This is a genomic window from Streptomyces pseudovenezuelae (assembly GCF_001513955.1).
Lineage (GTDB): Bacteria > Actinomycetota > Actinomycetes > Streptomycetales > Streptomycetaceae > Streptomyces > Streptomyces pseudovenezuelae.
Genome location: NZ_KQ948146.1, coordinates 134,932 through 148,231 on the forward strand (window position 1 = coordinate 134,932; position 13,300 = coordinate 148,231).

General features: G+C 73.0%; 12 protein-coding genes. 7 read left to right on the plus strand and 5 right to left on the minus strand.

Translation table 11 applies throughout. The features are described from left to right. Positions 1 to 155: 155 nt before the first annotated feature. Positions 156 to 1,277 carry an ROK family protein gene (locus tag AQI94_RS12770; RefSeq protein ID WP_225890182.1) on the minus strand — a complete coding sequence of 374 codons (1,122 nt, stop codon included), beginning with the start codon at positions 1,275 to 1,277 and terminating at the stop codon, positions 156 to 158. Positions 1,278 to 1,586: 309 nt separating this feature from the next. Here AQI94_RS12770 and AQI94_RS12775 point away from each other — a divergent pair, with 309 nt between their 5' ends. The 3 genes from AQI94_RS12775 to AQI94_RS12785 all read left to right on the plus strand — a co-directional run bounded on the left by AQI94_RS12775 (position 1,587) and on the right by AQI94_RS12785 (position 6,363). Continuing rightward, positions 1,587 to 2,486 (plus strand): N-acetylglucosamine kinase, encoded by a 900-nt coding sequence (locus AQI94_RS12775; protein WP_062229729.1) that lies wholly within the window; start codon positions 1,587 to 1,589, stop codon positions 2,484 to 2,486. Between the two features lie 171 nt (positions 2,487 to 2,657). Further along, positions 2,658 to 4,589, plus strand: a complete 1,932-nt coding sequence (locus AQI94_RS12780; RefSeq protein ID WP_031039041.1) for a phosphatase PAP2 family protein — start codon at positions 2,658 to 2,660, stop codon at positions 4,587 to 4,589. Between the two features lie 94 nt (positions 4,590 to 4,683). Then, complete coding sequence (locus AQI94_RS12785; RefSeq protein WP_167364497.1) at positions 4,684 to 6,363, plus strand: ArnT family glycosyltransferase; 1,680 nt, start codon at positions 4,684 to 4,686, stop codon at positions 6,361 to 6,363. Between the two features lie 29 nt (positions 6,364 to 6,392). Here the strand turns inward: AQI94_RS12785 and AQI94_RS12790 are convergent, their stop codons facing one another. After that, a complete protein-coding gene (locus tag AQI94_RS12790) occupies positions 6,393 to 6,794 on the minus strand; it encodes a DUF3662 domain-containing protein (RefSeq protein ID WP_031039032.1) in 402 nt (133 codons plus the stop codon). Positions 6,795 to 6,834: 40 nt separating this feature from the next. Next, positions 6,835 to 6,999 (minus strand): hypothetical protein, encoded by a 165-nt coding sequence (locus AQI94_RS45015; protein ID WP_167364498.1) that lies wholly within the window; start codon positions 6,997 to 6,999, stop codon positions 6,835 to 6,837. Positions 7,000 to 7,168: 169 nt separating this feature from the next. Between AQI94_RS45015 and AQI94_RS12795 the strand changes: the two genes are divergently transcribed. The 4 genes from AQI94_RS12795 (at position 7,169) to AQI94_RS12810 (ending at position 12,022) form a co-directional block, all read left to right on the plus strand. Continuing rightward, entirely contained in the window at positions 7,169 to 8,092 is a 924-nt protein-coding gene (locus AQI94_RS12795) for a MurR/RpiR family transcriptional regulator (RefSeq protein ID WP_031039029.1), read from the plus strand. A 354-nt stretch (positions 8,093 to 8,446) separates the two neighbouring features. Further along, positions 8,447 to 8,833: a hypothetical protein gene (locus tag AQI94_RS12800; protein ID WP_031039026.1), complete on the plus strand. Its 387-nt coding sequence runs from the start codon at positions 8,447 to 8,449 to the stop codon at positions 8,831 to 8,833. Between the two features lie 48 nt (positions 8,834 to 8,881). Beyond that, positions 8,882 to 9,448, plus strand: coding sequence for an antibiotic biosynthesis monooxygenase (locus AQI94_RS12805; RefSeq protein ID WP_031039024.1), 567 nt, complete (start codon positions 8,882 to 8,884; stop codon positions 9,446 to 9,448). Positions 9,449 to 9,610: 162 nt separating this feature from the next. Continuing rightward, on the plus strand, positions 9,611 to 12,022 hold the full coding sequence (locus AQI94_RS12810) for a SpoIIE family protein phosphatase (RefSeq protein ID WP_031039021.1): 2,412 nt from the start codon (positions 9,611 to 9,613) through the stop codon (positions 12,020 to 12,022). A gap of 34 nt (positions 12,023 to 12,056) precedes the next feature. On the opposite strand, the gene AQI94_RS12815 is transcribed toward AQI94_RS12810, so the two are convergent. Both AQI94_RS12815 and AQI94_RS12820 read right to left on the minus strand, forming a co-directional pair. Continuing rightward, on the minus strand, positions 12,057 to 12,539 hold the full coding sequence (locus AQI94_RS12815) for a flavin reductase family protein (RefSeq protein ID WP_031039018.1): 483 nt from the start codon (positions 12,537 to 12,539) through the stop codon (positions 12,057 to 12,059). 17 nt (positions 12,540 to 12,556) lie between these two features. Further along, a complete protein-coding gene (locus AQI94_RS12820; RefSeq protein WP_031039014.1) occupies positions 12,557 to 13,219 on the minus strand; it encodes a peptidoglycan-binding domain-containing protein in 663 nt (220 codons plus the stop codon). Positions 13,220 to 13,300 lie beyond the last annotated feature (81 nt).

Here is a 13,300-nt window from a genome sequence, read left to right on the forward strand (position 1 = left end):
GGACAAGGGTCCCCGGCCGCTGTGGCCGCCACCGCACGGGCACGCCCTCGTGCGGTTGCCGTACGTCGAGTACGGGCGGGACGCTCGCCCAAGCCGGCGTCCCGGCCGACTTAGAAAGCGCTTGTCCGGACATTGGCAGACCGAGTCCGAAACCGTCAATCCTTCTTCCGCGCCGCCTCGGTCACGGTTTGGACTCCTCGGGCGACCGCGAGGCGGGCGGCGCCCACGACGGTGCCGAGATCGCCCACCTGACTGCTGACCACCTCGGTGGGCCAGCTCAGTCGCTCCAGCTCGGCCCGCACACCGGGCAGGAGCTGCGGAAACGAGCCCGTGCTGCCGCCCAGCACGAGCAGTCCCGGGTCCAGGACGGCGGTCACGGCGGCGGCCAGCCGGCCCACGTCCACGGCATGTCGGTCGACGACCGCGCGGGCCGCGTCGCTGCCCCGCTGGGCGAGGGCGAAGAGCTGCTCGGCCGTGCGGGGGCGTGCGCCGTCGGATTCCGGCCAGGCCGCCCCGGCCCGGCGCAGCAGGGACCGGGACCCGATGTACTCCTCCAGGGCCTCGTGGCGGGGCTCCAGGCCGTCGTCCCAGGGGTAGGGCAGTCTGGCGAGCTCTCCGGCGGCGCCGTTGGCACCGGCCAGCACCTGGCCGCCCACGACGATGCCGAGACCGATACCGACGCCGATCCGCAGGTAGCCGAAGGTGTGACGGCCGCGGGCCGCGCCCTCGTGCAGCTCGGCGAGGGCGGCGCAGTTGACGTTGTTCTCCAGGTGGACGGGCACGCCGGGCGGCAGCGCGACGGCCACCGCGTCGAAGACGGGGCCGGCCTTGGCGGTGGCGGGGCGCATCTTCTGCGGCGCGGTGACGTCACCGACGGCCACCACGATGGTGCGCAGCGGAGCGTCGGCGGGCAGCGCGGAGAGCGCCTCCCGTACGACGTCGGCGGCGTCCTCCCGGGGGCCGGTGGCCTCGGCGAGCAGGGTGCCGTCCAGGGCGCAGCCGCGGACCCGGGTGAGGGCGGGGCCGAGGTCGACGGCGAGCACCGCGCCCGCGGCCGGGCCGAGGCGGTAGACGGCGGCGCTGCGGCCGGTGGCGCCGGAGGAGGTGCCCGAGTGGGCGGCGAGGTGCACGCCCTCCAGTTCGGCGACGGCGGAGGAGACCGTCGGCTTGGACAGCCGCGCGAGGCTCGCCAGCTGCGGCCGCGTCGCGGTGCCCGCCTGGGCAAGCACGGCGAAGACCGCGCTCGCGCTTTCGGTCAGACGGGGGGCTCTCACCACGTCGTATTCCACAGTACCCCCAGGTCACAGGCCGCTCTCCAGAGCCGAGCGGCTCGGCGGGAGGCGGCGATGGGTTGCTCCGGCGTCGCACGTTCCGACCCCGGGCGAAAGGCTCGGGAAGCCGACCGCGCGACGGCTATTGACACGCACTGTACTTCGTTAGTTAACTTCCTAACGAACGTCACGGTACTCGCCTGCCGTGGTCCGTCAGAGGCCCGTCCCGGGGCTTCGCTAGTTCTTCAACCGCCTTGCCCTCAGACACGGTTCGCCCACCGTCGCAGCACACAGCGCAACGACGAAAGAGGTTCCGTGCAGGACACCGCACCCCTGGTTGTCGGCATAGACGTGGGCGGCACCAAGACACAGCTCCGTGCCCTCGTCGGCGACACCCTTGTCGCCGACCACGTCCGCTCCAGCAGCGGCTGGCGGCCCCACGACCCGGTGGCCGCCGCCGGCTGGCTGGCCGCGCTGACCGCCGACGCGCTTCCGGCGGGCACCCGCCCGTCCTCCCTCGCCGTCGGCGGTCACGCCTGCGAGACCCCGCGCCAGTGCGCGCAGATCCGCACCGCCCTCCAACTCCACTTCGACGCGCCCGCGCTGGTCGTGGGAGACGCCGAACTCCTGGTCCCCGCGGCGGGACTGGACAAGGGGGTCGGCCTGGTCGCCGGCACCGGCTCGGTCGCCGTGGGCCGGTTCCCCGACGGCACACCGGTCCAGGTCGGCGGCTGGGGCGCGCTCCTCGGCGACGAGGGCGGTGCCGCCGGTCTGGTCCGCGAGGCCGTACGGGCCGTCTGGGGCGCGCACGACCGCGGCGAGGAGCCCGACGCGCTGGCACTCGGTCTGCTGTCCGGGTTCGACGTCCCGGACGTACCCGCGCTCGGTGCCGCGCTGGAACACGCCACGGCCGCCTCCGCCGACTGGGGCCGGCACGCCCCGGCCGTCTTCGCCGCCGCCGAGGCCGGGTCCCCGCTCGCCCGCACCGTGATCGCCGAGGCGGGCCGCGCCCTGGCCGCGCTCGTCGAACGGCTCGCCGCCCGCGGGGTGGTGGTCGACGACGTCGTGGTCGCGGGCAGTACCGTCCTCGCCCAGCCGTCGCTGTACGACGCGTTCGCGTCGGCGCTCGCGGACGGCGTGCCGACGGCACGGCCGCGCCCCCTGCGGGCACCTCCGGTGGACGGCGCGGTGGCGATGGCCCGTTCACTTCTGTGACATCCGCCGGACGCCGAGTCTCCTCCGGTCCGCCATGACCCGCCCGTAGATCTTCGCTCGTACGACTTCAGAAAGCGCGTTCGGCGCACCCGTCGTCCGGCGCATCATGAGTCGCGTCCGCACCACCTCCCCGGCCGCACGGCCGCAGAACTCCAGAGAGAGGCCCACTCCATGCCGTCATCCGCCGGGCAGCACTCCCCCGCGCCGCTCACCGAACGCGCCATGAGGCGAAGGGGATTCCTCAAGACGTCCCTGGGCGCCTCGGCCGGCGTCCTGGCCGCGCCCACCTTCGCCTCCTGGCTTGGCGCCGCGGACGCCAAGGCCGCCACCGCCGCGCTCGCCTTCGTGGACGACTACAAGTCCAACGTCATGGCGAACCTGACGCCCGAGACGAACGCGGTGGTGCGCGCCCTCGGCGGCTTCGCCCGCATATGGAAGACCGGCGCCGCCTGGAACACCGGCACCCCGCTGCGGCCCGAGATCCTGCGCGCCAACATGCGCTACTGCGCCCGCGTCACCAAGGCGCGCACCCAGGCGGAGGCCAAGGACGCCTTCCTCTACGACCGCCAGCACCAGAGCTACGCCATGATCGGCGGCCTCGGCCCGCTCGCCGGCCTCTACCGGTCCGGCGCCAAGGCGGTCACCTCGATCACCAGCGCGCCCGACACCACCCCGGCGACGACGATCAGCGACGCCGTCCCGGCCGACGCCCCCGCGGGCTCCGCGCTCGGCGCCGGCTCCTACGACTCCTCGCTCGGCCTGGTGGCCAAGCTGGTCGACACCGTGCGCGGCCCGTACGCCTCCGGCAACCCGGGCAAGTACGCCTTCCAGTACCCGCGCCCGTGGCGCATGAACGAGGACAGCCAGGTCGTCGACACCGGCGCCAAGGACGCGCTCGGCTTCCCGGTCTACGACTCCGAGGTGATCGTCGCCCCCCAGCTGCTGCGCCAGCGCAACACCTCCCCGGTGGACGACGGCGGCTTCCCCAGCGGCCACACCAACGCCTTCCACCTGGCGGGCCTCGCGTTCGCGTACGCCGTGCCCGAGCGCTTCCAGGAACTGGTGACCCGCGCGTTCGAGCTGAGCCACACCCGGATCATGTCCGGCATGCACTCGACGGTCGACGTCATGGGCGGCCGCATCATGGCCACCGCGCTGGCCGCCGCCACCCTGGCCGACTCCGCGAACGCCGACCTCAAGGCCGCGGCGCGGGCCCAGGCGCTGCAGTACTTCACCGAGCGGACCGGCACCACGGCCGACACCCTCTTCGCCTACGCCCACTCGGACACCGCCGACGCGTACGCGGACCGGGACGCCAACGCCCGCTCCGTCAAGCCCCGCCTGACCTACGTACTGCACCGGGAGGGCGGCAACGAGCCGTTCACCGTGCCCAAGGGGGCCGAGGTGCTGCTGGAGACGCGTCAGCCCTACCTGGACGCGGGACAGCGCCGTGAGGTGCTGCGGACCACCGGGCTGCCCTCGGGCTATGTCCTGCTGGACGGCTTCGAGCAGTGGGGCCGGCTCGACCTGTTCACCGCGGCGGACGGTTACGGCTCCTTCGACTCCGACGTCACCGTCACCCTGGACGCGGCCGCGGGCGGCTTCCACGCGGCCGACGCCTGGCGCAACGACATCGACGGCTGCGGCGGCCTGACCAAGAAGGGCAGCGGCACGCTCACCCTGACGGGACACAACCGCTACACCGGCGGGACCGTGCTCAAGGAAGGTGCGCTGGTCGCCGGCTCGGCGCACGCACTCGGCCACGGCGACGTGCGGGTACAGGGCGGCAAGCTGACGCTGGGCAGCACCTCGCTCCAGGTCCACGGCACGTACAGCCAGGAGTCCGGCGCGCTGGAGCTGACCCTGCGCTCGGGCCAGGAGCCGGTCCTGGAGGTCACCCGGCGCGCGGTGCTGGGCGCCGGCAGCGTGCTCTCGCTGCAGCTCGACGCGCACAGGCCGCCGAAGGCCGGACACACGGTCCGGGTGCTCGGCTGTCACGGACTGCGCGGCCAGTTCGACCGCGTCGAACTGAACTCCGACAGCCTGCGGGCCGTACCCGTCTACACGACGGACGGTCTGTCGGTACGACTCCTGAAGCGGTGACGCCCGCGGGGCGGGAGCCTGATGCGAGAGTGGCCCTCATGAGGTGGCTCCGGATCGCTCCCGCCACCGCCCGGCCGGTCCCACCGCGGGGCGGATGATGGCGAACGAGCAGCAGACGGTCCTGGCCCCGGTCCCCGGGTCCGGGGCCCACGACGACGAGGTGCGGCGGCCGCGACCGGTCCGGCGGTGGCTGGTGCCGCTCCTCGTCGTCGTGCTGCTCGCGCAGATGGCGGCCGCCATGGTGACGACCGCCGTCCAGCAGACGCCCACGATCGACGAACCGGTCTACGTGGCCACGGCCGCCGAGTACCTCCACGGTCAGGGCATCCGCTACAACCCCGAGCACCCGCCCCTCGGCAAACTGGTGATCGCCGTCGGGGTGGCGATCGCCGACCCGCACGTGGACACGGCGTTCGACGGGCCCCAGATCGCCCTCGGCCCCCATCTGCTGTACGAGTCGGGCAACGACCCCTGGCGGCTGATGTTCTGGGCCCGGCTCCCGGTGATCGTGCTGACGCTGCTGTTCGGGCTGGTCGTGTTCGCCTTCGCCCGGGAACTCGCCGGACGCGCGGCGGGCCTCACGGCACTCGCCCTGTACGCCTTCTCCCCCGACGTCGTCGCCCACGGCGCGCTGGCCACGCTCGACGTGCCCATGGCGGGTTTCCTGCTCACCTCGGTGTGGCTGCTGTGGCGGGCCCGCGTACGGCCACGGCTGTACGTGCCGCTCGCCGGCCTTGCTCTCGGGGCGGCCCTGGCGACCAAGATGAGCGCGCTGCCGGCCGTGCCGGTCCTGCTGGGGCTGGCCGCCCTCTCGGTGTGGACCGCGTGTCACGGTGACGGGACGCGCCGACGGCTGCTGCGCGTGCTCGCCGGGGCCGCGGTCCTGACCCTGGTCGCCGTCGCCGTCGTATGGGCGTCGTATCTCGTCGTCGATCCACGGCTGCGGTGGACGTCCCGGGACCAGGTACCGGTGGTGCACGGGCTGCGCGGGATCCTCGTCGACCTGCTGCCGTTCCCGCAGGCCTACGCGGACGGGATGCGGATCCAGTTCCATTTCGAGAACTACCCGTGGGAGGGCTTCCTGTTCGGGCGGGTCTACACCGGGCACCTCTGGTACTACCTGCCCGCCGCCATCCTGGTGAAGACCCCGCTGGGCCTGCTCGCGCTGTGGGCCGCGGGTGCCGTCGTGCTGGTGGCGGTACGGCGGCTGCGGCCCGCCGCGCCGTATCTGCTGGTGCCCGCCGGGGTACTGCTCGCCTCGGCCATGACGGGCTCACGCGACTTCGGCACCCGGTACGCGCTCTTCCTGCCCCTGTTCCTGACGGTGGCCGCCGGCTGTGTCCTCGCGGTGCGCCGGCGCTGGGCGGCGATCGCGACCGGGGCGCTGGTCCTGTTCGTCGCGGTCAGCTCGGTGCGGGCCTTTCCCTACTATCTGCCGTACTCCAACGAGGCGTTCGGCGGACCGGCCCGCACCCATCTGCGGCTGCACGACTCCAACGTCGACTGGGGCCAGGACCTCGGCCGGCTCGCCGACCGGCTGCGCGAGCGTTACCCGGGCGAGCGGATCTGGCTCGTCTACAAGGGCAGCGGAGTGCCGTCCGCCTACGGCATCGAGGCCTCCGATCCGCGCGGGGTACCGGCGGCCGACGTGCGCGGACTGCTGGTGGTGTCGGACTCGTCGGTCGCCAAGGCGAAGGGCCGGCTGGCCGAGTTGATCGACAGCAGCCGTCCGGTCGACGAGGTCGGCCACTCGATCACGATCTACCGCCGATGACCATCGCCGCGCGCCTGGGGCGGCCGCGCTCAGCGGACCGCCTGCTGGAACCCCTCGGCGCTCACATGCGGCATCGCCCCGCTCGTCACGCGGTAGCGGCCGTTGGGCACCTGGCCGGACCTGGAGATGTGCACGGTGAGCGGGCCCGCCCACTCGTAGCCCTGGCGCTCGCCGTGGCGGGCCAGACTGTCCGTCAGTTCCTGGCCCACATCGCTGCCCCGGCGCACCAGTTCGTCGTAGGCGAAGTCGGCGAGCTCGACGTCGTACGCGTTCGGGACCACCACCCTGCTCTCGCTGCACACCACCACGTTGCTGTCGCACTCACGGCGCAGCGCGTCGAGGAGTTCGACCGGCTCCCGGCCGACGACCCGCGCCCACAGCGCCTCCCACCCGTGCTCCATTGCCTGTTCCAGCGCGCTCAGCGCACCCATTGCGTCTCACCTGCCGATAGCTCTGGTTTCGCGTGCGGTGTCATTCCTGGGCGAAGTCGTCGGGTTCCACCCGCGCTTCCTCGAACGCCTCGCGCAGGGTGCGTCCGCTGCCACCGGGGGCGGGGGCCTCGCCCTCCTCGTGGTGGTGCGCCGAAAGGCCGTCGGTGGTGCCGGTCTTGCGCCGGTTCTCCTCGGGGGCCGTCATACGGGGCTGCTCCTCAGATGTCGTCGAAGGTCCTGCCCAGCGGCGGGTGCCCGTTCGGGCGCGGCGTACCCGTCCCGATCGGAGGTGGCCGGACGCCTGCGTACAAGCGCTGGTCACCGGGGGGTGTGAGCTATGTTGACTCCCCGTGGCAGACAAAGGAGGCGTCCCGGTGTCATCGCCGCAGCAGGCACGCGCACAGGCATCCGCGATCACCTCGGGCAAGACCGCACCGGAGGCGGAGGCCGCCCCGGCCTCCCAGCTCAGGACACTCTTCGACCGGCCCCGGCTCTCCCCCGGGCAGCGGCGCATCGCGCAGTACCTGATCGAGCACATCACCGAGGCGGCGTTCCTCTCCATCACCGATCTGGCGGAGCGGGTGGGCGTGAGCCAGCCCTCGGTGACGCGGTTCGCCGCGGCCGTGGGCTTCAGCGGCTACCCCGCCCTGCGGGAGAAGCTCCAGGCCATCGCGCTCGGCACGCTCGCCGGCGGACCGGTCGCCGACGACGAGTCGCGCGGCAACGAGCTCCAGGCCGCGGTCGACGCGGAGATCGAGAACCTGGAGAACCTCCGCCGCGACTTCGCCGACCCCGACGAGATGATCGAACTCGGCCGCAAGCTGTCCGAGTCGACCCCGCTGACCATTCTGGGCCTGCGCATCTCGGCGTCCCTGGCCGAGTACTTCGCCTACGCGGCACGCCGTATCCATCCCGACGTACGGCTGGTCACGCGCGGGGGCAGCGTCGCCTACGACGCCCTCCTCCAGTCTCGCGAGGCGGGCGGCACCTGGGTGCTCGCGTTCTCGATGCCCCGGCATGCCCAGGAGACCCTCACCGCCCTGCGGGTCGCCCGCAGCGCCGGACTGAAGATCGCCCTCGTCACGGACCTGGCGCTCGGGCACGTGGCCGACGAGGCCGACGTCCTCTTCTCCACCGGCACGGGGTCCCGGCTGGTCTTCGACACCTACGCCGCGCCCGGCGTGATCGCCGCCGCCCTGCTCCAGGCCATGACCGACGCCGACCCCGAGCGGACCCAGGCGCGGCTGGAGGAGTACGAGCAGATCTCCGACCAGCACCAGTTCTTCCTCAGGGACTGACCCCCGCCACCCCGGCCATACGGCTTCACAACGGGACCATCCGCAATAAATCGCGCATGAATGTTTTCATACTCCTTGCCAAGCGGACGGCATATATAAATACTTCTCACGGATCACCCCCGGACCGCTCGGGGACCGTCCGCACCCCTGTCCCCGTCACCCACCCCCACGACGCCCGAAAGGGCTCCTTCACGGACATCCCGTGCCGTCGTCACCTACCCGCGTCGGCGCCCGGGATGTTCGGTAGGGCCTCGCCTGCACGCGAGCCCATGGCGGCCCCGGTCATCCCCTAGGCCGGGGCCGCCCAAACCGTCGGAACACCCACACGACGCCGCACACCCGGAAGCGATCACCATGCCCCTGACGACCACGCGCACCTCGACCCGTCCCGGCCCGGACTGGCCGTGCCAGGTCAAGACCCCCGGCAGCTACGACTGGGAGCGCTCGGCGGCCAAGTGGCTGCGCGAGCTGGTGCCGGCGCGGTACGCGAGTTATCCGGCCCTGATGCGGCACACCGTCCTCCTCGCCCGGCACGCGCAGATCCAGGTCCAGCACGAGATCCGGGTCGCCCGCACCGCGCTGCAGACCGCCCGGGCGGATCTGCCGGCGCTCGGCCTGCCGGAGTCGGTCATCGAGCACACGATCAAGCTGTACGCGGCCGAGGTACTCCAGCTCCAGCACATCGCCCGCAGCATCCGCGCGGTCACCGAGGCCCTGGTCGGCCACCACCACGGCCGCTGACCCCCGGGCGGGGCATGACCCACGCCCTACGTGGGACCCGTGGTGACCATGAGCACCACCGAAGTACGACGCGGCGATCCGGTCACCACGGTCCTCACCTGGGAGGTGCGCCCCGGCCGGGAGCAGGAGTTCGAGCGCTGGACGCTCGGGATCACCCGCTGCGCCAGACGGTTCCCCGGCAACGAGGGCGTCTCCTGGCTGCGCCCCGAGGACGGCCACCGCTTCCACGCGGTGCTGCGCTGGTCCGACGCGCACCGGCTGACCGCCTGGCTGGAGTCGGACGAGCGGGCGGCCTGGCACGCGCGGATCGACGACATCGCCACGGAACTCGGCAGCGAACGGCAGTCGACGACCGGGCTCGAGACCTGGTTCAGCCTGCCCGGCACCACGGTGCGGCCCCCGGTGCGCTGGAAGATGGTGCTCACCACGTTCCTCGGCGCCTTCCCCTGCACACTGCTGATCCAGTGGCTGGTGGCGCCCCGCACCGCCGCCTGGCCGCTGCCGCTGCGGGCCGCGGTCTTCCCGGTGATGCTGCTGCCGGTACTCACCTATCTGGTGATGCCGCTGCTGAGCCGGCTGCTGCGACGGTGGCTGTACCCCCCGCCCGACCACTGACCCGCCGCGAACGGGGGGCCCGGCCGGTTTCGTCAACCACCGGTGTCACCGGTGTGTGGGATGCGTGTTCACAAGAGCGCGATCGGCACCTGACGCATGTGCGATGCTCAACGCGTGACGAGCGAGCCGACCGGCCCCGCGCACGCCGGTGCCGCGCCCGACATGGCCGCGCTGGCCAAGGTCGTGGCCAGGCAACGTGCCGAAATGGACCGATTGCGGGACCAGGCCGCCACCTCGGCCGTCGTGGAGCGTGCCAAGGGCGCGATCATGGCGCTGACCGGGTGCACCCCGGACGCCGCCGGCGAGGATCTGCTGCAACGCGCCAAGGCCGGCAACCGCACGCTGCTGGAGGAGTGCTGGATCACCCTCGGCTCCCTGCGCCCGCTCGGCACCCCCACCGAACCCCTCGGCACCCCCACGGAACCCCGCGTCGGCGACAGCCCTCACGGCGCCACCCTGTCCGCGATTCCGGCACCGACCGGTCCTCGCTCCGTCCGGCCGGGTACCGCCATGCCCGCCGGGCGGGACACCAGCGACTTGGACGACGGTTTCACGGCGCTCGGCCGGCTCGGCAAGGCCCTCGTCCATGTGGCCACTCCCCAGGACCTGGCCGGCTGTCTCCTGGAGGAGCTCAGGGCGGACGTCGACGCCGACGCGCTGCTGCTGTTCCGTTCCCTACGGACCGGAGGGCTCGAACTGATCGGCCATGCCGGCGTCGACGCCACGCTGGCCGCCCAGTGGGCGCAGGTTCCGCCGCTGAACGGCATCGCCGCCCTTGAGGCGCTGCGGGCCCGGGAGCCGCGCTGGCTGGAGGACTTCGCGACGGACCGGGACCGCCACCTGCTGATAGGGGACCCGCCCGAGCGCTGGCTGTCCCGCGCCTGGCTGCCGGTGCCGAGCGGCGACGAGGCCGAGGTCTGCATCGGGATCATGCGCGCGCGGAGCGGGACGTTCTCGTCGCAGGACCGGCAGCTCCTGCGGGCCGTCGTCCGGCTGTGCGCGGGCTGGCTGCGGTCCTTCGGCGCCCGGCCGGAGCACAGCACCGCCGAAGCGGCCGCCGCCGCCCAGCCCGTGTTCGACGCGCTGCCGGGCTCGGCGATGCTGCTCACGCCGCTGCGCGGCCCCTCCGGAGAGGTCGCGGACTACCGCATCGACGCCGCCACCCAGCACGCCGTCGACGTCGCGGGCCGCACCGGCAGCGAGCTGCTCGGCCGGCGGATCCTGGAGTGCTTCCCGAGCATGGCGGACGACGTCGTGTGGCACGGCTGTCTGCGCACACTGACCACCGGCGAGCCGTTCGAGGGCGAGCCGTTCGCCTACCAGGAGGTCGTGGACGGCGCCGCCGAACTGTCCACCTACGCCCTGCACGCGGCCCGTCTCGGCGGCGCCCTGGTCGTCACCTGGGTCCGCCACGACTCCTCCGACCGGCAGGAACAGCGCCTGGCGGACGTACAGCGGCTGGGGAACCTGGGCTGGGCGAACTGGAACCTGGTCACCGGCGAGGGCAGCTGGTCCTCGCAGACCTTCCTCGTCATGAACCGGGACCCCGAGCTCGGGCCGGTCCGGCTGGCCGACCTTCCGGGGCTCGCGCTGCCCGAGGACACCGCGGTGCTGGCCCACGCCGTGCGGCAACTCGTGCGCTCGGGAGTCCAGTTCGACGTCCCGTTCCGGATCCGGGCCGGGAGCGAGGTCCGCCATCTGCGGATGGTCGCCGAAGTGGTGACGGACACCGAGAACGAACCCGTGGAGGTGCACGGCTTCGTCCAGGACCTCACCGCACAGCGCAACGCCGAACTGGCGCTCGTCCAGAGCGAGCAGGAGATCGTGACGCAGCACGGGGTGCTGCACGCCGAGCGGACCCTGGCCGCCCGTCTCCAGCACGCGCTGCTGCCGCTGCCCACCCGGCCGGTCAGCCTCGCCGGCCTGCGCGTCGAAGTGGCCTATCTGCCCGCCCAGTCGGGGATCCATGTCAGCGGCGACTGGTTCAGCGCCATCGAACTGCCCTACGGCGACGCCCTGTTCGTGGTCGGTGACGTCGCCGGGCACGGCATCGACGCCGTGGCCACGATGGCGCAACTGCGCTTCACCGCCAAGGGCATGGTCATCACGGGCTCGTCGCTGACCGGGGCGCTCACCCGTCTCAACACCCTGCTGCTGCACTCGCGCGACTCCCACGGCACCGCGACGATGGTCCTGGCCCGCTACGACCCCGTCGAGCGCTGCCTGGAGTGGGCGCAGGCCGGCCATCCGCCCCCGCTGCTGGTGCGCGAGGGACAGGTGCGCTATCTGGAGCGCCCGCTCGGCATGCTGCTGGGGGCGTGCTCCGATCCGGACTTCCAGGAGGCACGCTGCGTCCTGGAGCCGGGTGACCGCGTCCTCTTCTACACCGACGGCCTGGTCGAGCGGCCCTCGGAGGGCATCGACCACGGGCTGGACCGGCTCGCGGCGGCCGTCGCGGTCCACCACGCGGACGAGCCCGGCTCGCTGGCCCCGCTGCTGGCCTCGGTGCTGGAGGGCGAGCGGCGCGACGACGTCTGCGTGGTGGACATCCGGGTGCCGTCCGAAGCGGAGTGAGCCGCCGGGCCGTCCGCGGTACGGGCGTGCGGGCTCAGTCCGCCGGGTGGCCGGGCGAGATGGAGGTCGCGTCCGACAGCCGCAGCAGATCGGCGCCCTCGGTGCCCGCACGCCCGCCCCACGTCTCCGGTTCCAGGACGAACCCCTCGTGGTCACCGCCCTCGACCCGCTGTACGACCCTGCCCACGAACCAGGCCGCCGCCTCGTCCAGCACGACGGCCCCACCGGCCTCCTCCCGCCAGCGGACCCGGGCGAACTTGTCCGTGCGGTCCCCCGTCTCCCCGCCGAACAGCTCGGCGAGGCCCCGCTGTTCGCGGGTGAGCAGATGGACGGCGAGGCGGTGCGCGGTACGGGCCACCCGGTAGGTGCGGTTGGCCTTCGACAGCCACACCGCGTACCGCACGGGCTCGATCGAGCACTGTGAGGCGAACCCGACGAGACAACCCGCGCGGTCGCCGCCGGCAGCGGCGGTCACGACACACATGTCGGGGTCGAGCCGGTCGGTGAAGACGTCCATGCCGCCATCTTCCTCGCTCAGCCGCCCGTACGGGACTCCAGGTCCCGCCTCGTGTCGTCGCCGTAGACACCGTCCTCGTCGCCGCGGATGCCGTACCAGAGCTGGAAGCGGGCCACGGCCTCGGTCAGGGTCGTGTCGTAGGTGCCGTCGGTGGAGCCGTTGTCGTAGACGTTCGGGATGTGCCGCAGGCGTTCCTGGAGGTCGCTCACCTCGGGGCCGCTGTCTCCCTGGCGGAGGGTGCCGGGTCCGTCGGGGTCGGTGGCGCCGGAGGCCGTGGGAGTGGGGGTGGGGGCCTCCGACACGGTCGCGCTCGGCCGCGGGGCCGCCGCTGCGGCGCTCTCCCCACGATCGGCGAGCAGAAGAGCGCAGCCGAAGCCGATCACGGCGGCCGCGGTCACGGCCGCCGCGACCGCCGCGCGGGGCAGTCCCGGCATCCGTCCCCGAGGGAGATCACGGGAGCGCCGGGCGCGGTCGTCCCTGACGGGGGGCAGTTCCTCGGTCGCGTCCTCGGTCGCCGCCTGCGGGCCGGGCAGCGCGAAGGACTCGTATCCGACGGCCGCTCGGGGCGGCAGGTCCTTCATCAGTTCGGCGAGCGCGTCGGTGCGGCGCGGACGCAGTACCCGGATGGGTTCGATGGGCGGCCCGTCCGGCGGCACCCCTCGGTCGGACGGTGTCGGCATCCTGGTCTCCTTCCGTCCCGCGCACACGGGTCTGGGCCGTCCCCCGGCAAGTGATACGGCGCCGCGGGCCCGGGAGTTCAG